General features: G+C 40.4%; 20 protein-coding genes. 2 read left to right on the forward strand and 18 right to left on the reverse strand.

Annotated features, from left to right (window positions below):
- Positions 1-94: 94 nt before the first annotated feature.
- The 16 genes from B3P17_RS02440 to B3P17_RS02515 form a co-directional block, all read right to left on the reverse strand.
- Positions 95-1,138 carry a metallophosphoesterase gene (locus B3P17_RS02440; RefSeq protein WP_291103094.1) on the reverse strand — a complete coding sequence of 348 codons (1,044 nt, stop codon included), beginning with the start codon at positions 1,136-1,138 and terminating at the stop codon, positions 95-97.
- Positions 1,135-2,268, reverse strand: a complete 1,134-nt coding sequence (locus tag B3P17_RS02445; RefSeq protein WP_291103097.1) for a metallophosphoesterase — start codon at positions 2,266-2,268, stop codon at positions 1,135-1,137. The genes B3P17_RS02440 and B3P17_RS02445 overlap by 4 nt, the downstream gene beginning before the upstream one ends.
- A 153-nt stretch (positions 2,269-2,421) precedes the next feature.
- Positions 2,422-3,096, reverse strand: coding sequence for a zinc metallopeptidase (locus B3P17_RS02450; RefSeq protein ID WP_291103100.1), 675 nt, complete (start codon positions 3,094-3,096; stop codon positions 2,422-2,424).
- 264 nt (positions 3,097-3,360) lie between these two features.
- Positions 3,361-4,626, reverse strand: a complete 1,266-nt coding sequence (locus B3P17_RS02455; RefSeq protein WP_291103103.1) for an adenylosuccinate synthase — start codon at positions 4,624-4,626, stop codon at positions 3,361-3,363.
- Complete coding sequence (locus tag B3P17_RS02460) at positions 4,623-5,135, reverse strand: Fur family transcriptional regulator (RefSeq protein ID WP_252638546.1); 513 nt, start codon at positions 5,133-5,135, stop codon at positions 4,623-4,625. The genes B3P17_RS02455 and B3P17_RS02460 overlap by 4 nt, the downstream gene beginning before the upstream one ends.
- Before the next feature lie 176 nt (positions 5,136-5,311).
- Positions 5,312-6,070, reverse strand: a complete 759-nt coding sequence (locus tag B3P17_RS02465) for a NigD-like protein (protein WP_252638545.1) — start codon at positions 6,068-6,070, stop codon at positions 5,312-5,314.
- 140 nt (positions 6,071-6,210) lie between these two features.
- Positions 6,211-6,657 carry a nucleoside deaminase gene (locus tag B3P17_RS02470; RefSeq protein WP_252638544.1) on the reverse strand — a complete coding sequence of 149 codons (447 nt, stop codon included), beginning with the start codon at positions 6,655-6,657 and terminating at the stop codon, positions 6,211-6,213.
- Complete coding sequence (locus tag B3P17_RS02475; RefSeq protein ID WP_018074919.1) at positions 6,654-6,869, reverse strand: hypothetical protein; 216 nt, start codon at positions 6,867-6,869, stop codon at positions 6,654-6,656. Before B3P17_RS02475 ends, B3P17_RS02470 begins: the two co-directional genes overlap by 4 nt.
- A gap of 63 nt (positions 6,870-6,932) precedes the next feature.
- Positions 6,933-8,018, reverse strand: coding sequence for a DNA polymerase IV (gene dinB, locus B3P17_RS02480; protein WP_252638543.1), 1,086 nt, complete (start codon positions 8,016-8,018; stop codon positions 6,933-6,935).
- A gap of 60 nt (positions 8,019-8,078) precedes the next feature.
- Complete coding sequence (locus B3P17_RS02485; protein ID WP_252638542.1) at positions 8,079-9,254, reverse strand: anaerobic sulfatase-maturation protein; 1,176 nt, start codon at positions 9,252-9,254, stop codon at positions 8,079-8,081.
- Between the two features lie 70 nt (positions 9,255-9,324).
- Positions 9,325-10,932 carry a sulfatase family protein gene (locus B3P17_RS02490; RefSeq protein ID WP_291103112.1) on the reverse strand — a complete coding sequence of 536 codons (1,608 nt, stop codon included), beginning with the start codon at positions 10,930-10,932 and terminating at the stop codon, positions 9,325-9,327.
- A 178-nt stretch (positions 10,933-11,110) separates the two neighbouring features.
- Positions 11,111-11,761, reverse strand: coding sequence for a hypothetical protein (locus tag B3P17_RS02495; protein WP_252638541.1), 651 nt, complete (start codon positions 11,759-11,761; stop codon positions 11,111-11,113).
- Between the two features lie 157 nt (positions 11,762-11,918).
- Complete coding sequence (gene murI / locus B3P17_RS02500) at positions 11,919-12,746, reverse strand: glutamate racemase (RefSeq protein WP_252638659.1); 828 nt, start codon at positions 12,744-12,746, stop codon at positions 11,919-11,921.
- A 92-nt stretch (positions 12,747-12,838) separates the two neighbouring features.
- Positions 12,839-13,003: a hypothetical protein gene (locus tag B3P17_RS02505; protein WP_252638540.1), complete on the reverse strand. Its 165-nt coding sequence runs from the start codon at positions 13,001-13,003 to the stop codon at positions 12,839-12,841.
- A 37-nt stretch (positions 13,004-13,040) separates the two neighbouring features.
- Positions 13,041-13,586 carry an REP-associated tyrosine transposase gene (locus B3P17_RS02510; protein ID WP_252638539.1) on the reverse strand — a complete coding sequence of 182 codons (546 nt, stop codon included), beginning with the start codon at positions 13,584-13,586 and terminating at the stop codon, positions 13,041-13,043.
- 216 nt (positions 13,587-13,802) lie between these two features.
- Positions 13,803-15,680: an ABC-F family ATP-binding cassette domain-containing protein gene (locus B3P17_RS02515; RefSeq protein ID WP_252638538.1), complete on the reverse strand. Its 1,878-nt coding sequence runs from the start codon at positions 15,678-15,680 to the stop codon at positions 13,803-13,805.
- Positions 15,681-15,993: 313 nt separating this feature from the next.
- On the opposite strand from B3P17_RS02515, the gene B3P17_RS02520 reads away from it, so the two are divergent.
- Positions 15,994-17,127: an NAD(P)-dependent alcohol dehydrogenase gene (locus B3P17_RS02520; RefSeq protein WP_252638537.1), complete on the forward strand. Its 1,134-nt coding sequence runs from the start codon at positions 15,994-15,996 to the stop codon at positions 17,125-17,127.
- A 72-nt stretch (positions 17,128-17,199) separates the two neighbouring features.
- Here the strand turns inward: B3P17_RS02520 and B3P17_RS02525 are convergent, their stop codons facing one another.
- Both B3P17_RS02525 and B3P17_RS02530 read right to left on the reverse strand, forming a co-directional pair.
- Positions 17,200-17,898: an LrgB family protein gene (locus B3P17_RS02525; protein WP_006843368.1), complete on the reverse strand. Its 699-nt coding sequence runs from the start codon at positions 17,896-17,898 to the stop codon at positions 17,200-17,202.
- Positions 17,895-18,242 carry a CidA/LrgA family protein gene (locus tag B3P17_RS02530; RefSeq protein WP_252638536.1) on the reverse strand — a complete coding sequence of 116 codons (348 nt, stop codon included), beginning with the start codon at positions 18,240-18,242 and terminating at the stop codon, positions 17,895-17,897. The genes B3P17_RS02525 and B3P17_RS02530 overlap by 4 nt, the downstream gene beginning before the upstream one ends.
- A 399-nt stretch (positions 18,243-18,641) precedes the next feature.
- Here B3P17_RS02530 and B3P17_RS02535 point away from each other — a divergent pair, with 399 nt between their 5' ends.
- Entirely contained in the window at positions 18,642-19,118 is a 477-nt protein-coding gene (locus B3P17_RS02535) for an outer membrane protein (protein ID WP_252638535.1), read from the forward strand.
- Positions 19,119-19,146: the final 28 nt, after the last annotated feature.

Raw genomic sequence — 19,146 nt, forward strand, 5'->3', positions numbered from 1 at the left:
GAGAACTACAATCTCCGACACTGTGCCAATCCTGTATTGAGGCCCCGCCAATCCGAGTCCGGAGGACACATATACATGTGTATCTCCTTTTTTCTTATANNGAAACGCTTTCCGGCAATATCCTCGAATTGTATATCATGGACGAAACAGCCATAATCATATTGTTTGGGAAAAACTGACCGTTGTGCGTATGACCATACAGAGCGATATCTGCACCGGATTCAACCTCTTCTTGTAAGCGATGCGGCTCGTGATTCATCACAATTACAGGATATTGCCTGTCTACTCCCTGCATTATTTCGGGCAATTGTTTCCGGGTTTTGCACAGATCATCTTCCCTGCCTACAAGATAAAAAGAATCTGCGATCATAACAGTAGTATCACGCAAAACATTTATTCCGGCCTTTTGGCTCAACCACAAGATTTTTTCGTCCTTAGGCTCGCCCAGCTCTATATACTCATGATTTCCTGTAGACGCATACACCCCATAAGGAGCTTTGAGCCGATGAAACTCTGTTTCCATTTGCTGCTCGTATAGCGATTTGGCATCATAATCGACAATATCACCCACCAACAATATCAGGTCGGGTTTCTGCTCCATTATCTTGTCCACATACATGGAAATAATTTTCTTGTCGATCAGATATCCCGCATGTATATCTGTAGCCACCACTATGCGCAAGTTTTTCACATTGGGCGAATGCTTCTCTATCGTGAGGTTCTTCTCCGTTATCACAGGATGCCAGAATCGGTAGTTCCCATTCCACATCACAGCCACTACCAAAAGCAATGCTGTACAAAAATAAACAAGTCGGGGCTTTTTTGCTGCAAAATCGAGCGAAAATATTTTTTTCTTTTTATTTATATATTTCACTAAATCATACAATAAGAGCAGAGACGTCATATAGATAGTAAACAACATCCACGTTGTACCCGTCCAGGCGAATGTATGAAGCGCATCGAACGATAAGTGTTTTGAGGTAAAGAATCCGATAAAGTATATTATCAGCTCTGCAACATATATGGCAGTGTAGGGAATCTTAATATACTTCTTATCGGGCAATGCCTGCCATCCTCTCCAGTAGATGTATGCACTGAAGAATATCTGAATCATTATGGCATTGAAAAAAACTCTCATTTCTTTTTATTCACATCTATTACAACATACTCGGATTGTGTACCTATACGGAATTTTCCGCCCCAAAGACCAATACCCGAACTTACGTATATATTTGCATTTCCTTTTTTCACAAAACCATGATCTCTCTCATATATCTTTCTGGTAACCATCGATATAGGCCACACCTGCCCTTGGTGGGTATGTCCCGAAATCTGTATATCGATACCGTTGGCTTCCGCCTCCTCGAGGTGATAAGGCTGATGATCGAGCATTATGATCGGCTTGGTATGATCGAGTCCGGCGACAAGCTCCTTCAACGATTTGCGGTTAGGGTTAGACTTATCGTCTCTCCCAACCACGTAGAAACAACTATCTACCTCGGCTACAGAATCACGTAAGAGATGCACTCCTGCTTTTGTAATAAAATCGAAGCTCTCTTTTGCTCCGCTTATATACTCATGGTTTCCGGGGCAGGCATAAATGCCCATCGGTGCTTTTATCTTATGAAAGACTTCTGCAAAACGTCCTTTTTTGAGCGGACGCACACTATTATCAATAATATCTCCCGCTATGAGTACAATGTCGGGATTTTCGGCATTTATCAGGTCTACCCATTTCTCAAACTCCTTTTCTCCGATACCATACCCCAAATGCAGATCACTGACAGCTACCATGCGTAGCGAGCGAGGCGAAATGGTATCGCCAAAGGTCTTATATATCTGAACAGGAAGATCGACTCTTACTTTCCACTGATATTTAAGATAGCCGCAGGTCATCAGCAGCGCAACGAAGCCTACCATCAGCCCCAGACCAACCCAGTTGTCTCTCGTATAACGGGTAATGGAATCGCTCGGCATAAAGTGCAGCAGCTTATTACTTAGCCCCAGCAAATCCTTGGCAGCAATTATCATAAGGAAATAAAGAAGGATGAAAAACCACGCTGTGCCCACTTTGTATAGCAACGAAGTAAGCCCTACCGGTAAGGAGTCTCCCACCAAAAAGGATATGAAGAATGAAGTAACCGCTATAACCGCAAACGACAAAAGTGCTATACGCCCCACATTACTCGGAGGCATCGCAATCCAAAAGTGCCTGAATACATAAAAATTAGCTAAGAGGTATACTGTGAATACTATAATAAAAAACATCGTTTTCATTTATACGTTTATTGTGTGTATATGTATATACAGATGCAAAAGATGCATAGGTAAAGAGTACAAGCTATTAACCTTTCGGTTTATGTGAAAAAAGAGCAGTCGCCAATGACCACTCTTTCGAATATCTTTCTATCGTATAAACGATTAGCTACGTCTGCCACTCATGGCTATCATGATGTAATATATAAGCGTAGCCAATGAGCCGATGGCTGCTATTACATACGTATAAGCTGCCCATTTGAGAGCATCTTTAGCCATATCATGATTGTTTACATTTGTTACTCCGGCAGTATNNAGAGCACGGCTGCTGGCATTCACCTCTACAGGGAGTGTCACAAAACTGAATATCGTTGTCATTGCAAAAAGAGCAATACCAATCCATATCAAGGCAGGAAATATATTAATCGTAAATATTCCGGCAAGGATAACCCACATCACAATGCTTGATGAAAAGCTTACAACAGGTACAAGTGCCGAACGCATCTTCAACGGTCCGTACTCGTGAGCATGCTGCACTGCATGACCACATTCGTGAGCAGCTACGGCAGCAGCAGCCACACTGTTGCTGGCATATACACCTTCGCTCAGGTTGACTGTCTTATTGGCAGGGTTGTAGTGATCCGAAAGCATACCGCTTGTAGATACAACTTTCACATCATAAATTCCATTGTCATGAAGCATCTTCTCGGCTACATCACGACCTGTCATTCCGCTACTCAACGGAACTTTAGAGTATTTGTTAAACTTGCTTTTCAGCATCTGCTGAACTGCAAAACTGGCTATTGCTATTAGTCCAAATAATATCCAACCTATAGGCATAGTCTATTTCTTTTTTAAAATGATTTTTTCTACTAATTTACTTGTTAATAACTAAACAAAAAATGTGCCACCTGAGTTTTTGTCATATAATGTATTTGAATGACAATCACATTTCTTAATTAAATTTGACTTATTTTTCGTTTCAGTCGTCTCTATTAAAAACCTAATGTCATGCAGAATGAAACAAAACCGTCTTTTTCTATCTTCAAGACGCCTTACTCTCATTCAGCATGACAAAGAGGTCGATATATTTCTTATCAGAAATTATTTACGAATAATGGTCTGCGCTCTGTCCGGCCCGAGCGAAACAATACGAATAGGCACACCCAATTCTTTCTCGAGGAATGCAACATAATCGCTGAATTCTTTCGGGAACTGGTCTTCCTTCTGCATTTTTGTCATATCGGTTTTCCAGCCTTTCATTTCCTGATATATAGGTTTGATACTATCATCTATCTCGAAAGGAAATTCGGTTACTCTCTCTCCGTTTACTTCATAAGCCACACAGGCTTTTATCGTTTCGAACGTATCGAGCACGTCGCTCTTCATCATTATCAACTGGCTCACACCGTCTATCATTATAGCATAGCGCAAAGCAACCAGATCGATCCATCCACAACGACGCGGACGACCTGTTACCGAGCCAAACTCAAATCCGAATTCACGCAACTTATCTCCCGTAGCATCATGCAGCTCGGTAGGAAACGGCCCACTACCCACACGTGTACAATATGCCTTGAAAATTCCATACACCTCACCGATGTTTCGAGGGGCAACACCCAGACCTGTAGAAGCTCCGGCTGTAATTGTATTGGAAGAAGTAACAAACGGATACGACCCGAAATCGATATCCAGCATTGTACCTTGTGCACCTTCTGCCAATATTTTTTTGCCCGACTTGGTCGCATTATTTATAAAATGCTCGCTGTCAATAAAAGTAAATTCTTTGAGTTTCTTCACTCCTTCAAACCACTCTTTCTCGATATCAGCCAGCGCATTTGTATCGTAATTATATTGATTGAGAATTCTCAGATGCTTTGCTTTGGCAGCATTGTATTTTTCTTCAAAGTTGTGAAGAATATCCCCCACACGCAAGCCGTTGCGGCTAACCTTGTCGGTATATGTAGGTCCAATACCCTTACCTGTGGTTCCTATCTTAGAGTCTCCCTTCGATGCTTCGTAGCATGCGTCGAGCAAACGGTGTGTAGGAAGCATAAGGTGAGCCTTCTTTGAGATATATAGTCTCGATTTGAGATCATGTCCCGATTTTTCCAATGCTTCTATTTCTCCTTTGAATAAAGCAGGATCGAGCACAACACCGTTGCCGATAACATTCAGTTTATTACCCTGAAATATACCGGATGGCACTGAACGGAGAACATACTTTTTGCCTTCAAACTCAAGTGTATGCCCTGCATTTGGACCACCTTGAAAACGGGCTACGATTTCATAATCAGGCGTTAGAACATCTACTATCTTTCCTTTACCTTCGTCGCCCCATTGCAGGCCGAGCAATACATCTACTTTCATTTTTTCTTATTAATACGAGTATTCTTACTTTCTGTTACTTTATTCTTTTTTTCTTCTGTCTTCTTAGCCCGCATACATTTGTTGCATATACCATAAATATACATGCTGTAATAGCTAACCTTGAAGCGTTGTAGTTTTTTCTGTTGCGCAGGAGTGAACAGGTTGCCATTTTTGTGCTCTTTCACCTCGCCGCAACTAAGACAGATCAGATGGTCATGGTTCTCATTACCAAAAGCACGTTCGTACTGAGACACATTTGCTCCAAACTGATGCTTGACTACCAGATTGCAATCCAGCAATAGCTCTATCGTATTGTACAATGTGGCTCGGCTAACCCTAAAACACGACTGCTTCATAGAATTGTAAAGGGAGTCCATATCGAAATGCCCTTTAGTAGAATAGATGTGATCCAGTATTGCGTATCTTTCGGGAGTTTTACGATGCTTGTTTAAATTCAGATAATCTGTGAATTCGTTCTTAACTTGGTCTTTTAGTTTAATGTTATCCATTTAAAAAAATCTGATCTGAACAAAAATACATCTTTTTAAAGAATAAACAGTGGTATAACCTCAGAAAAAAAAGAAAGTGTTCATAAAAATCAGTACCTCAAAGACTTTATAGCAGAAAAAAAAGAAAAAGAGAACTCTCACGAGCTCTCTTTTTCGAAAGGAAATCAAAAAGAATATTAATAAATATTCAGGTTAGTTGTTTTGCTATCGTCGCTTGGTATGTCTTTAGGTTGAGCCTCAACCGCACCATACTTGTATTCAATCGTATCTGTCTTTGTTTGCCCGCCAAAGTCCACCCATGTTATTTCAAATGTTACTTTATCTCGCCCTTCTATCAGATATGGCTCTAGGTTGAAAGATACATAGCCATTCACAGGATAATGTTCCGGATCTTCTCTCTTGTTATGTCTGAATTCCAGTTTCACCACATCACCTGATACTGACAAATCGGGCTGTGCAGATACAAGGTTCAGCATGTGTGCTGTAGTTCCTCCACTATTATATCCGAAGTAGATATTCAGATAGCCCCCGCTTGCCCATGCAGAATGAACCTTAATAGGATTGTGTCCGATACTGTCTTGCTTTGCCTGATCGTCAGACGGGATGTATATTACTCCCTTAGTCAGGACATCACTATAGCCGTTAAGTCTGATAGCATGATCATAGCCCTGATATTGGTCGGATAAAATCGTGTAGTTTATAATAGCTCTGTTATATTTTGGTTTCAGATTTAACCCAACAGGAGCTGCAATCCACAGTTTTTTTCCATTGTCGAGCGTAAAATCATACGTGTTTTCTCCCACTTTGTTTACGGTTACCATCGACACCCAGTATTTATCGAGTGAGTAACCATCATCGTCCGAACAAGAAGAAAATCCTGCTGTTAAAACAAAGCCGAGAATTGATGCTAAAAATAGTTTTACAGTTTTCTTCATAACTCTTTAATTTTTTAATGTATAGTTTAAAATACTTTTGCCTTACAATATAATAGACAATATTTCGTCCCTCATGTTGCATGAGAAAAATACAAATTAATGTTAAACAATCAATTATTATCTATAATACAGAAAGTTAGCTACCTTTTCTGTTTGAAAAATTCTTTCATCAAAGAAGCACATTCGTCTTCCATGACACCGGAAACAACTTCAGTTTTGGGGTGTAATATGGATGGGGAAAATACAGAGTAGCCTTTTTTTTCATCTTTTGCCCCATATACAATTTTAGAGATTTGAGACCAGAGTAACCCTCCGGCACACATCGGGCATGGCTCTATGGTAACATACAGAATACAATCGGTAAGATATTTACCACCAAGCACATTAGCGGCTGCCGTAATCGCCTGCATCTCTGCATGAGCTGTGACATCGTTAAGCGTTTCGGTGAGATTGTGTCCACGTGCAATGATACGCCCCTTGCAAACGACTATTGCCCCTATAGGCACTTCACCCTTGTCGAATGCCTGACGGGCTTCGTTAAGAGCCTGACGCATATAGTACTCGTCGTTGAGTATATTGGTTGTCATCGGCGCATTTCGTTTTCGCCAAAGAGCGTAGGATAATCCTGCTCAAGGCTTTTAAGCACATGGGTAATGATTGTTTCCCTGCACCATCGCGAACGGTTGGCTATCTTGTATTTCTTGATGTACGAAGATATAAGGGCATACTCTTCTTCGTTGAGCGAGAAAAGCAAATGCTTCGTGCGGTTACTATGTGCCCCTTTCTTCTTTGGTTTCATTGCTGCAAAAGTAAGTACTTATCTGAATATCTGAAAGGATTTTGAGAAGAATATACATTTAGCCTAACCTTTAGTCTCATCTTCTTCAAAATTGATGCGCAACTGAACAGCATCGTACCAACCCATTTCATCATCGCTATTCTTTACCCCCAACCCGATAAGGCGAACCTTAGGAGATAGATCGACGAGCTTAAGCAACTCAAATCCTGCCTTGTAGAACGATTCGTAATCTTCCACAGCTTCGGCGAATGTACGGCTTCGTGTTATTATCTTAAAGTCTGCATATTTGATTTTCAGGGTTACGGTTCTTCCCTTAAACTTCTTCTTCTGTAAGTAATCGAACGTATCGCGCGCCACGGCATCCAACTCCACAGCCAATTCGTCGAGCGAATCGATATCCCTGTCGAAGGTTGTTTCGGAACTGATAGACTTTCTGATACGTTGCGACTCCACAGGGCGATAATCGATGGCTCGTGCATTCTGATAATAAACATGTCCTGCTTTACCAAAAACAGAAACAAGCTCATTCTCGGAACGTTGCTTCAAGTCCCATCCCGTCTTGATACCCATTTGATGCATTACTTTGGCGGTGACCTTCCCTACCCCAAAGAATCGCTCGATGGCCAGCGACTCAACAAACAGCTCTGCAACCTTTGGCTTTACAACAAACAGCCCGTTTGGTTTATTCTGATCGGAAGCAATCTTGGCTAAAAACTTATTGAACGAAACTCCTGCCGAAGCCGTTAGGTTTGTAGCGTCTCGTATTTTTTGCTTTATCTCCTGTGCTATCTGAGTGGCTGAAGCGATATTCATATTATTCTCGGTAACATCGAGGAACGCTTCGTCCAGCGAGAGGGGTTCTACCAAATCGGTATATTCGTGGAATATCTCCATTATTTGTCTCGAAACAGACTTGTAGACATCGAAGCGGGCAGGAACAAATATCAGATGCGGGCATTTGCGCAAAGCCGTTTTGGATGCCATAGCCGAACGCACACCGTAGCGGCGAGCCTCGTAACTGGCTGCCGCCACTACTCCCCGAGGTCCCGCATAACCCACAGCAAGAGGCTTACCCCTGTATTCGGGATAGTCACGCTGCTCGATAGATGCATAGAAAGCATCCATATCTATGTGGATTATTTTTCGCATATTCTTTCTTACTCCAACTACAAAGGAACAAAAGTGTACATAAAAATCTTATTGCAATAATTATTTTAAGACTTTCATAATATTACCGGGAGGACGTTGTGCTTCCAACTCTTTTTTCATGAAGTCCATATAGGGGGCTATATGTTCGAAGAACTTGTAATAGCCGTTACATAGATAATTTATTTCTTCGCCCGACTGAGTTTTTGATATTCGGTTTTTAGGGCATTCGCCACGACAAGCAAACAAATACTTACACTGTTTACACTGAGATGACAAGGAAGCCGACTTTGCTAAACCAAATTCGCTTTGTTGCGTCGAATACATCATCTCTATCAATGTCTTGTCGTTTATATTACCCAACTTATATTGAGGATATACAAAGTGATCGCAAGAATACACATCACCATTAAATTCCATAACTCCGGCATGTCCGCAATTCTTTGCAAAGATACAAATTCCGGGGTCTACCCCAACCCAATTGGCGAGTGCAGAATCGAAGTATTGAACAAAATAGATTCCGACATCTTTCCTTACCCACTCGTTGAATATAGCAATGAGAAAATCGCCCCATTTTTCGGGTGTAACACTCCATTGAGTTACGTTCCCATTGCTATCTCTTTCCACAACCGGAGAGAATTGGATGTAATGAGAATCGATATCTTTAAAAAACTGATAAAACTCTAGCGGGTAGTTCATATTAAAGTCATTTACAACTCCCATTATATTGTATTCTACCCCATGCTTCTTTAAAAGATTGATACCCCGAACAACATGATCGAATGTCGGACGCATATCTTTTGTTGTTCTGTACTTGTCATGGAAGGGCTTAGCCCCATCAATGGAGATACCGATCAGGAAGTTGTTTTCTCTAAAAAATTCACACCACTCATCGTTCAACAGCGTGCCGTTGGTTTGCAGGGTATTCGAAATCTGTTTCCCTTTAGCATATTTACGCTGCAACGCCAGTGCTTTCTTATAAAACGAGATGTCACGCATCAAAGGTTCGCCTCCATGCCATGTAAACAGTATGGGCTGCATGGTTTGTGCCTCGATGTATTGAGAGACAAACCGTTCCAGAAGATCGTCACTCATTATTGCCTTACTACCTTTGTCGGGATACAGCTCCTTTTTCTCCAGATAATAACAGTAAGTGCACCCTAGATTACAAACAGCTCCTATTGGCTTGAGCATCACATAGAGTGGCTTTGCAAAAGGAGCATACGTTTTTGAAGACATCCGGTCTGGTTTTAGATTGTGATATTATACTCTATTGATAATAAAATGACGAAAAAAAATTTTCACTCACTTAAAATTCATCTACCTTGAGTGTCTTTCTATAATTATCGAGAGCTGTCTGCAACTCCTTTGTTATTTCTTCATACCCTTCTTTTCCGTAGAGATTATGTAATTCAGTCGGATCATTTTGCAGATCGAACAACTCATTACAATTGATATCTTCATCATTGCTTATTTCTCCTTTACCGTAGAAATGAATGAGTTTATACCTTTCTGTCCTCACACCATCATGACGGCGTACATTGTGGATCGCAGGATAATCATAATAGTGATAATACAAATCTTTTCTCCAATCTTTAGGTGTTTTGCCATCAAACAACCCTTCAAGAGAAACTCCGCTCATTTCTGAGGGCTTCTCTATTCCGGCTAATGACAAGTAAGTAGGAGCAAAGTCTATATTCTGTACCAAAGCAGCGGTTTTCGTCCCTGACTTTATGGCTTTGGGATAACGTATTATCAGCGGTGTTCTGAACGATTCTTCGTACATAAAACGCTTATCGAACCACCCATGTTCTCCCATATAAAAACCTTGATCGGAAGTATAAACAATAATTGTATTATCCATCAAACCTTCTTTTTCGAGGTAATCAATCAAACGCCCGACTTCATCGTCAATCGATTTTATACAGCGAAGATAATCTCTCATATAACGTTGAAATTCCCAATCGAGCAGCGCATCGCCGGACAGGTTACTGTTAATGAATTTCATATTCTTAGGATGATAGGCCTTCTCCCAAGCTTCACGCTGAGCTGGAGTCATTTGATTCATCGCTTGTTGCAAGCCTCCATCACTCCATTCCTTATTATAGGGTGGTGTATTCTTTAATTCATTTAGCTTCAGATCATAAATAAATGTCATGGTCTTATCGATAGTCATATCCTGAGTGCGGGCAGCAGAGCAACGGCTTTCGTAATCGTCATAGAATGTTTCAGGTTTAGGGAATTCTACATCCTCGTACAAGTCATAGTACTTGGCTTCGGGCATCCAATTTCTGTGTGGAGCTTTATGATGTACCAACAGGGCAAAAGGTTTGCTCTTGTCTCTGTTTTTAAGAAAATCTATCGAATGAGTTGTAATCAGGTTGGTTGCATACCCCTCTTCGCGAATGTATTTGCCGTGAGAGCCTTTCGTTTTGAAGCTCGGATTATAATAATCTCCCTGATCGTTGAGCACGCAATAATAATCAAAACCTTTTGGTTCGCATTGCATATGCCATTTACCTACAACTCCTGTTTGATACCCTGCCTGTGTAAGTAATTCCGAAAAAAAGATTTTAGTTGTATCTATACCTGCACCCAACTGACGTTGCCCATTCTGATGGCTATACAAGCCTGTCATAAGACATGCCCGACTCGGGGTAGACAGTGAGTTTTCGACAAAGGCTTGCTGAAACAACATACCTTCGTTCGCCAATCGGTCTATATTAGGTGTAGGAGCCAACTTGGAGATAGGATGACCGTATGCACTGATTGTCTGAAACGAATGATCGTCCGTCATTATATGAATAATATTGGGACGGGATTGAGGTGCATCGCTCTGTTTATTTTGGCTATAACTATATGGGCTAAGTATTGATGCGGGAATAATTACTAAAGTAAACCGCTTTAAATCTATCATGGAATATCAGGTGTTTGGGTTAAAACAATACTCTAAAATTAATAAAAATAAATTGAATGATAAAACAAAAGTAACACGCCTCAGGCTGTTACTTTTATATTATTTCCCTTACATCTAACGTTATACTTATTGAAAAATAGAAAGTTGCAGGTTCAAGATGCGATAGGAGATTTATCTCTTATAATTGATAGCCATATTTTAGAAGCAGTGTTTCTAATTTTTTCCACAGCTGCCCATTTTCGTTAATCTCAATAACGTGGCTATGCGATCTATCGAAACGTGATGTTAAAATAAATTCGTCATCCTCCCCCGCCAGATCAACGATAAAACTATGAGTCAATGCCATTTTAGGGTAATTGTCGCGAAACAGCATTTTTGCTTTGCGATGAGAATGATTTAAATAAACTCCCAAAATAAATTCGATCCGCTGATTGAGGCTCAAGGGATATGTCCCCAATGATGGTTTATAAAGCGTATTGAAGAGTATCTTCTCATCTTCATACTTTAATGACTGCAAGCAGTTGCAAATATTGTTGGAAGAGAAAGTGATGGTAGTGTCTTTACTTTCATCGTCAGTTTCTGTTTTTACATCCAAGTCTTCTTTTACATTCATTTCCCTGAACAAGCTTTGACACAATTTCTTGAAATTATCAATTCTTATTTGTTCGGGTAAATCATCCGATTTTAATGTAAATATCTGAACAATATTTTTATTGTAGTTAAAACTTCCGGGTTGTTTGCTAAACACAAATCCAAAGATGCGGTAAGCACTTGGAGGATATTTTGAGAAATTCCACTGTTCCTGATATTCTTTCGAAAGGTAGCTCATTCTGTTTGTTTATTTTTATTGAAATGCTCTAAATGATGTATATTTATATAATATACAATAGGGGGTTTTTACTTTTCTATTTCCTTTTTGTAAAATCCATGCCAATTAACAAAAACAAATATAATTGTTTTTTAGCAGACCGAAAAATAAGGGATTTTTAATCGAGTGTAATGTGCTTTACTTCTATCTCTTTGTTCAGAAAAATAGTTGCCGCACCTGAAAACTTTTCGGAAGATTCGGTAGTAAAATAATGCGTCTCTCCGTTTTTGGTACATGCCTCATCCATCTCAGGATGCCGTCGCAGATAATCTTTGAGGCTATGGGCAATGTATTCTCCCTGAGGCAAGGCGGTTACCTCCTTGGGTAGAATTTTCTTTATCTTATTCAGCAACAACGGGTAATGCGTGCAGCCAAGAATAAGTGTGTCTATATCGGGATCTTTAGCTAAAATATTATCCAGACTTTTTTTCACAAAGTAATCTGCTCCTTCACTTTCGTGTTCGTTATTTTCTACCAGAGGAACCCACATAGGGCAAGCCTCGCCGGTTACTTTTATATCGGGAAACAGTTTATTTATCTCTATCGGGTACGATTGCGACTGTATAGTGCCCACTGTACCTAAGACTCCTACATGCCTGCTGCGTGTTATCTGTCCGATGATTTCGGCTGTAGGGCGTATAATACCCAGCACCCTCTTATCGGGATTCATATTTGGCAGATCTTTTTGCTGGATGGTACGCAAAGCTTTTGCCGATGCTGTATTACAGGCAAGAATCACAAGATTACAGCCCATATCGAACAATGCCGTCACAGCCTGTTTGGTAAACTCATAGACCACCTCAAACGACCGAGCGCCATAGGGTGCACGCGAGTTATCGCCAAGATAGCAATAATCGTATTCGGGCATAAGGGCTTGTATCTCCGATAGTATCGTGAGACCTCCATATCCTGAATCAAATACACCAATAGGTCCGGGTTTAAGCATCATCTTTTTGTTTCTGCAAAGATAAATACAATATTGAAGTTATTTGATTAATCTTGATATTAAAAATTAAAATCGGGAGTTGTATCGTTCCTCTATCTTTCTTTCGGATTTATAATCAGGAAGGATGGTAATATATTTATCATGATTCCATTGCGGATTACAAATCCTGCTAATATATACTTTCGGATTGCAAATCCGAAAGGACGGTAGAATCCGAAAGGACTAGCAATCCTTCGTTGCAGGGGATTTGTAATCACCTGCCTTTTATTATAAGGATTTGTAATCCGAAAAAAACTAAACAATAATAACATTTAGCAGACCCTTCCCGCCTGCATAATCTATAGCTGAACTATACTTATACTCCTCCGGCTTATCAACAATTTCGGCTATCACTGGATTTTGGTGAATATAATTTAATTTTTGTACTAAATAGTCATACATATAAATAGGTTGCATATCGTTCCCATCTTGCCAAAAATGATAATTCTTAATCTTCTTATCGTTTCGTGCAGCGTACTCAAAACGGTTTAACATCCATTCGCGACGCGACTCCTGAATGTCGCTTTCTAACGAACTAATAATTTCCTTATTTGTATGTTTCTTGAAATCACGCAGAATGTCACTCATCGTATTTTCCCCTTCTGTACTTACAATCATATGCAAATGATTACTCATTAATACCCAGGCATATATTAATAAGCCCTTGTTTTGTTGGCAGTATTGCAATGACTCTATTATGATATGTTTATATTGTGGACGAGTAAAGATATCAACCCAATCGACAACTGTAGTTGTTGTAAAATATATATCTTGTGTTATTCGGTTTTGTATATTTATCATTATTCTATTGCGGATTACAAATCCTGCTAATATATCCTTTCGGATTGCAAATCCGAAAGGACGGTGAGTTTGACATGCTATCGTTCTTGTGGATTTGCAATCCGCAAGTTAGGTTTCGTCTTCGTTGCAGGGGATTTGTAATCACCTGCGTTCTATTATAAGGATTTACAATCCGAAAAATAAATCATGAGGGATTTGCAATCACTTATTCTAATACTATGCCAACTCGCTCAACTCCAGCCAACGCATTGTTTTTTCTTCTATCTCCTCTATCAGTTGACTGATACGACTCGATTTCTGTAACAATTCATCGGTAGATAATGTACCGCTGGATAATTCATTTTCAAGGTTCGCTTTCTCTTCTTCGAGTTGCGGTATCAGCGTATCGAGTTCTTCAAATTCACGCTTTTCTTTGAACGACAGCTTTTTCTTTTCGTCATTCTTAGGCTGCACCTGTTGCACCTTTTCTTCTTTAGGCTTCGCAGCCTGTTCCTTTTCTTTTTCAAGAAGGTCCTGCACCTCTTTCCACTCACGGTACTGAGTATAGTTGCCGGGAAAATCTTTTATACGTGCACTTCCCTGAAAAGCAAGCAAGTGATCTACAACCTTATCCATAAAATAGCGGTCGTGCGATACCACAATCACACAGCCTTTGAACTGTTGAAGGTATTCTTCGAGAATATTGAGCGTGACGATATCCAAATCGTTGGTAGGCTCGTCCAACACCAAGAAGTTCGGGTTGGTTATCAAGACCGTACAGAGATACAGACGACGTTTTTCTCCTCCCGAAAGCTTATAGACAAAATTGTGCTGTTTTTCGGGTGGGAAGAGAAAATGTTGTAGAAATTGCGATGCTGTCAGTCTGCTGCCATTGCCCAAATCTATCACCTCAGCTATATTCTGAACCACATCAAGAACCTTCATCTGTTCGTCAAACTTCAGTCCGTCCTGACTATAGTAACCGAATTTTACAGTTTCGCCAATATCGAAACCTCCTTTGTCGGGAGCAACCTCCCCCATCAGCATTTTGATGAAAGTAGATTTCCCCGTACCGTTATTTCCTACAATACCCAGTTTTTCGTATCGGGCAAACACATAATTAAAATCTTCGAGTATCTTAATATCTCCAAAGGATTTGTAAACATGCTGCGCTTCGAAAATCTTATTACCGATATATGTACCTTTCATCTGCAATTGGACATTACCGGCATCACGCACCTGCTGGGCTTTCTTTTCCAAGTCGTAGAATGCATCGATCCTCGACTTCGCCTTCGTAGCACGGGCTTGCGGTTGACGCCGCATCCACTCCAGCTCTTTACGCAGAATATTGTTAGCACGATCCAACTCGGCATTCTGAGCAGAAATACGCTCGTCTCGCTTCTCGAGATAGTAGGAAAAATTCCCCTTATACTGATACAACTGTTGTTGATCTATCTCTATGATTTCGTTACATACACGATCGAGAAAATAGCGGTCGTGCGTTACCATCAACAAACTCAAACGTGAACGTTGAAGGTATTCTTCGAGCCACTCTACCATATCGAGGTCGAGGTGGTTGGTAGGCTCATCGAGAATAATAAGATCGGGTTCGGTAATCAGCACATTGGCGAGAGCCACACGTTTGAGCTGTCCTCCCGACAGCTGCGATATTTTTTGTTCGAAATCGGTAATTTTCAGTTGTCCCAAAATCTGCTTTGCACGATGCTCGTAGTCCCATGCCTGCAAAATATCCATCTTCTGCAAGATTGCATCAAGCCCCGAATGGTCTTTCGAGTTGATTACCCTTTCGTATTCGGCAATGAGGTCTGTAACATCATTCCCCGAATGGAAACACGCTTCTAGCACCGTCAGGTTTTCGGGATAGGCAGGATCTTGTTCTAGATACGCAACACGCAAGTCGCGACGAAAAACAACAGCTCCGCTATCGTAAGGTTCTTTTCCTGTGAGGATATTCAACAAGGTGGTCTTGCCCGACCCATTTTTTGCGATCAGCCCGATGCGTTCGCCTTCGGCTATACCGAATGATATATCACGAAACAAAACCAGATCACCAAAGCTTTTTGTAAGTCCTTCTACTTGCAGGAAAGAAGCCATATATATTTTGAGTTATAAATTGAAAACTATTTTCTAAACCGAGATTGTATTTCTAATCATCGCAAAGGTAACCAAAAAAAGAACTGCCTGATATTATAAGTAACGTAAAACGTTATCACCACAGATCATATACTATCTGTCAAGCAGACTACAGGAAGTATTTTTGGTCATTAGCATCTAAAATAAGACAAGAATATTTTCAAATCCACTGGTGTAAAAAAAGTGATTTTTCCTTTAGGGTTTTTCTTTTCTCAACGATCATATTATGTATACGGTCATTTTAGTCTATCACTTTAAAGTATCGACAATCATCATGAAGACACAATTTCTTAGCAGCTTCGTTGCTCTGTTTATTTTCGGAGTCATTCACCTGAATGCTCAGTGCGACCACCAACATCATGGGCATATCTGTACAAAAGCTTATGCTGCAACAGATCCCTCCGCTCCCCTTACCCCTTACGAATTTGAACGCAGAAGCCTCAACGATGATGACATACTGATTGAGATACTCTATTCGGGTATCTGCCACTCAGACATACATACCGTTAAAGGCGACTGGGGACAAGTAGCCTATCCGCTGGTTCCGGGACATGAGATTGTGGGCAAGGTAGTGAAAGCAGGCAAGAATGTTGCTAAGTTCAAAGTCGGAGATTATGCAGGCGTGGGTTGTATGGTCAACTCATGCGGAGAATGTTACTACTGCAAAGCGGGTGAAGAACAATATTGCACCAAAGGGGCTACTTATACCTACAGCAGTAAGGAAGGTGACGGATATACGCAAGGCGGATACTCAAACAATATTGTTGTCAGAGAATCTTTTGCGATAACCATACCGAAAGGTGCTCCGCTCGAAAAGATAGCGCCTCTCTTATGTGCGGGTATTACTACCTATTCGCCGTTGAAATATAACAAGGTGAAGGCGGGCGATAAGGTTGCCGTTGCGGGTTTTGGAGGATTGGGACATATGGCTGTGCAATATGCGGTGAAGATGGGAGCCGAAGTCACTGTTTTCGACATTACCGAAGACAAACGTGAGGCTGCCGCCAAACTGGGTGCGGTAAGATATGTAAACACAAAAAATGCAGACGAATCGAAAGGTTTGGAAGGTACATTCGATCTCATCTTGAGCACAATCCCTGTTTCGTTCAGTGTAGAATCGTATCTATCGATGCTAAAAGTAGATGGCACAATGGTTCTGATTGGTGTTCCGGCGATCAAAGATATGCCATCTGTGCAAACTTGGGCTCTGCAAGGACGCAAGAAAATATATGGAACGTTGATCGGCGGCATACGCGAGACACAGGAAATGATGGATTACTCGGTCGCTAACAACATTTACCCAATGGTAGAGATTATACCGATACAACAGGTAAATGAAGCATACAAAAATGTACTGACCGGAAAAGTTCAATTCCGTTACGTTATAGACATATCATCTTTGAGATAAGAGTTTTGCTGAATTCAATAAGCTTTTTATGCTTGGAGGCTGATAAGGATTTTTCATCCTATCGGCCTTTTTCTATAATGAAGCAAACAGTTGGTGCAATATCGGTATCAGCAATGCAGTCATTACCCCCATCAGACCGATGGCAAGCCCACTCAATGCGCCCTCTATCATCCCCATTTCCATCGCTTTGGCTGTACCTACCCCGTGCGACGAAGCTCCCATCGCCAAGCCTCTGGCAACACTGCTTTTGATACCCAGCAAACGCAATATAGGAGGTCCGATAATACTTCCGAATATACCGCAGAAAAGCACAATCACCGCCGTAAGCGATACATTACCGCCCGACTGTTCGGCAATACTCATCGCAATGGGTGTAGTCACCGATTTGGGTTCGAGAGAATGGATAAGCATCTGATCGGCTCCTGTTATTCTCGCTAATAGTACCACACTGAGTATCCCCACAATGCTACCCATAAAGATAGAGGTAAGGATGGATATTACATTGCCCTTGAGGTATGCCAACTGCTCGTATAGGATATAGCCTAACGCCACAACCGAAGGCCCGAGCATAAAGCTAACAAACCGGCTGCTCTCTTCGAAAGTCCGGTAATCGATACCTGTCACCTTCAAGAATGCGATAATAATAGCAATGGCAACAATCATAGGGTGCAACAAAGCGATGCGTGTCTTCTTAAAAACCCATTGTCCGAACAGGTAACTGCCAAAAACAAGGAGAAGCGTAAATTCTGTGGATTCAAATAATGCTCTCATTTTCTTCTTCGTTCCATTTGCTGTTGAACAATAGCGACAACCACAATAACCAATACGGTACTCACCGAACAAACGATAAGTATAGACATCCAGAATTTACTGATCACACCATACGCACCCAATAAGCCTGCTCCGGCAGGAATAAAGAATATTGCCATGTTGCGGGTAAACACATTTGCTACGTCTTTTACATTGTCGGGAGAGATAGCCTTGAAGTAAAGACTGAGGAATAATAAAACCATTCCGATGATATTCCCAGGAACGAATCCTTGAATAAGATAACTGATTCCTTGTCCCAAGAAATAAAACAGGAGAATGATAAAGATACCTTTTATCATTTTCATAACGATAACCTTCTAATTAACTCGGGTACAAAGTTAGATGTTTTTTATTGATAAGCTATCAGACCTTACTCTAATTTTTCAGACAGAGTAAACTCCCTAAGTATTATTTAACTATGTAGATTTTAAAGTCATTTCAGAGGCTATAAATATCTATCAAAAACACTTTTATTTAGAAAAAACAAACTTAAAAGCACAAATATTTGTGAACTTTATATTATGTTTGTGCGTTTGTTTGTTAAAAGGGATTTAAAAAGGACACAATAATAACATTAAATAAAAAATTAAAACCAGAACAAATTTTTTAACCGTAGCACATTACAATCTGAAAAAATAATCAAATCTTAATTTTAAATATTTAAAGTATATTTTATTGTATAATAATTTATTAAATAATTGTATATGAAAAAAGTATTATTCGTTTTTATGTTTGCCTTATTGGCAATCGGAGTGCAAGCACAACAAGGTGAGAAATCAGGCGTTCTTCAAGCCGGTTATCAATCAGACCCGGGTCGTTTAATGATTGGAGCTGAAGGCAGATACAACATCACTAACAATATTCGTATTGCGCCGGATATAATGTTCTTATTCCCTAAGAATAAAGTTACAGGGCTTGATATTAACGTAAATGCACATTATGTATTTCCATTAGAAAGCAATGTAAGTGTATTTCCTTTAGCAGGTTTGGCAATGTTGAACAATCGCTATTCTGGCGAAAATGGTAGTGGCAGTAAAGGTTTCACAAACTGGGGTTTTAATCTTGGTGGAGGCTTGGAGTATAATCTGAGCAGCAACACTTTCTTAAACCTCGAAATGAAGTATACATTCAGCGATGCTGACCATTTCACTGTAGGATTTGGATATGGTGTTAAGTTCTAAACATCTATATGTCCCGTCCTAAAATAGG

The organism is Dysgonomonas sp. UBA7630, from assembly GCF_002483985.1.
Lineage (GTDB): Bacteria > Bacteroidota > Bacteroidia > Bacteroidales > Dysgonomonadaceae > Dysgonomonas.

What these genes read in the sequence shown, in the direction of transcription:
- B3P17_RS02445 (WP_291103097.1), bottom strand. Translation starts at nt 2,268, where the DNA reads ATGTTTTTTATTATAGTATTCACAGTATACCTCTTAGCTAATTTTTAT.
- B3P17_RS02455 (WP_291103103.1), bottom strand. Translation starts at nt 4,626, where the DNA reads ATGAAAGTAGATGTATTGCTCGGCCTGCAATGGGGCGACGAAGGTAAA.
- B3P17_RS02460 (WP_252638546.1), bottom strand. Translation starts at nt 5,135, where the DNA reads ATGGATAACATTAAACTAAAAGACCAAGTTAAGAACGAATTCACAGAT.
- B3P17_RS02465 (WP_252638545.1), bottom strand. Translation starts at nt 6,070, where the DNA reads ATGAAGAAAACTGTAAAACTATTTTTAGCATCAATTCTCGGCTTTGTT.
- B3P17_RS02470 (WP_252638544.1), bottom strand. Translation starts at nt 6,657, where the DNA reads ATGACAACCAATATACTCAACGACGAGTACTATATGCGTCAGGCTCTT.
- B3P17_RS02475 (WP_018074919.1), bottom strand. Translation starts at nt 6,869, where the DNA reads ATGAAACCAAAGAAGAAAGGGGCACATAGTAACCGCACGAAGCATTTG.
- dinB (WP_252638543.1), bottom strand. Translation starts at nt 8,018, where the DNA reads ATGCGAAAAATAATCCACATAGATATGGATGCTTTCTATGCATCTATC.
- B3P17_RS02485 (WP_252638542.1), bottom strand. Translation starts at nt 9,254, where the DNA reads ATGTCTTCAAAAACGTATGCTCCTTTTGCAAAGCCACTCTATGTGATG.
- B3P17_RS02490 (WP_291103112.1), bottom strand. Translation starts at nt 10,932, where the DNA reads ATGATAGATTTAAAGCGGTTTACTTTAGTAATTATTCCCGCATCAATA.
- B3P17_RS02495 (WP_252638541.1), bottom strand. Translation starts at nt 11,761, where the DNA reads ATGAGCTACCTTTCGAAAGAATATCAGGAACAGTGGAATTTCTCAAAA.
- murI (WP_252638659.1), bottom strand. Translation starts at nt 12,746, where the DNA reads ATGCTTAAACCCGGACCTATTGGTGTATTTGATTCAGGATATGGAGGT.
- B3P17_RS02510 (WP_252638539.1), bottom strand. Translation starts at nt 13,586, where the DNA reads ATGATAAATATACAAAACCGAATAACACAAGATATATATTTTACAACA.
- B3P17_RS02515 (WP_252638538.1), bottom strand. Translation starts at nt 15,680, where the DNA reads ATGGCTTCTTTCCTGCAAGTAGAAGGACTTACAAAAAGCTTTGGTGAT.
- B3P17_RS02520 (WP_252638537.1), top strand. Translation starts at nt 15,994, where the DNA reads ATGAAGACACAATTTCTTAGCAGCTTCGTTGCTCTGTTTATTTTCGGA.
- B3P17_RS02525 (WP_006843368.1), bottom strand. Translation starts at nt 17,898, where the DNA reads ATGAGAGCATTATTTGAATCCACAGAATTTACGCTTCTCCTTGTTTTT.
- B3P17_RS02530 (WP_252638536.1), bottom strand. Translation starts at nt 18,242, where the DNA reads ATGAAAATGATAAAAGGTATCTTTATCATTCTCCTGTTTTATTTCTTG.
- B3P17_RS02535 (WP_252638535.1), top strand. Translation starts at nt 18,642, where the DNA reads ATGAAAAAAGTATTATTCGTTTTTATGTTTGCCTTATTGGCAATCGGA.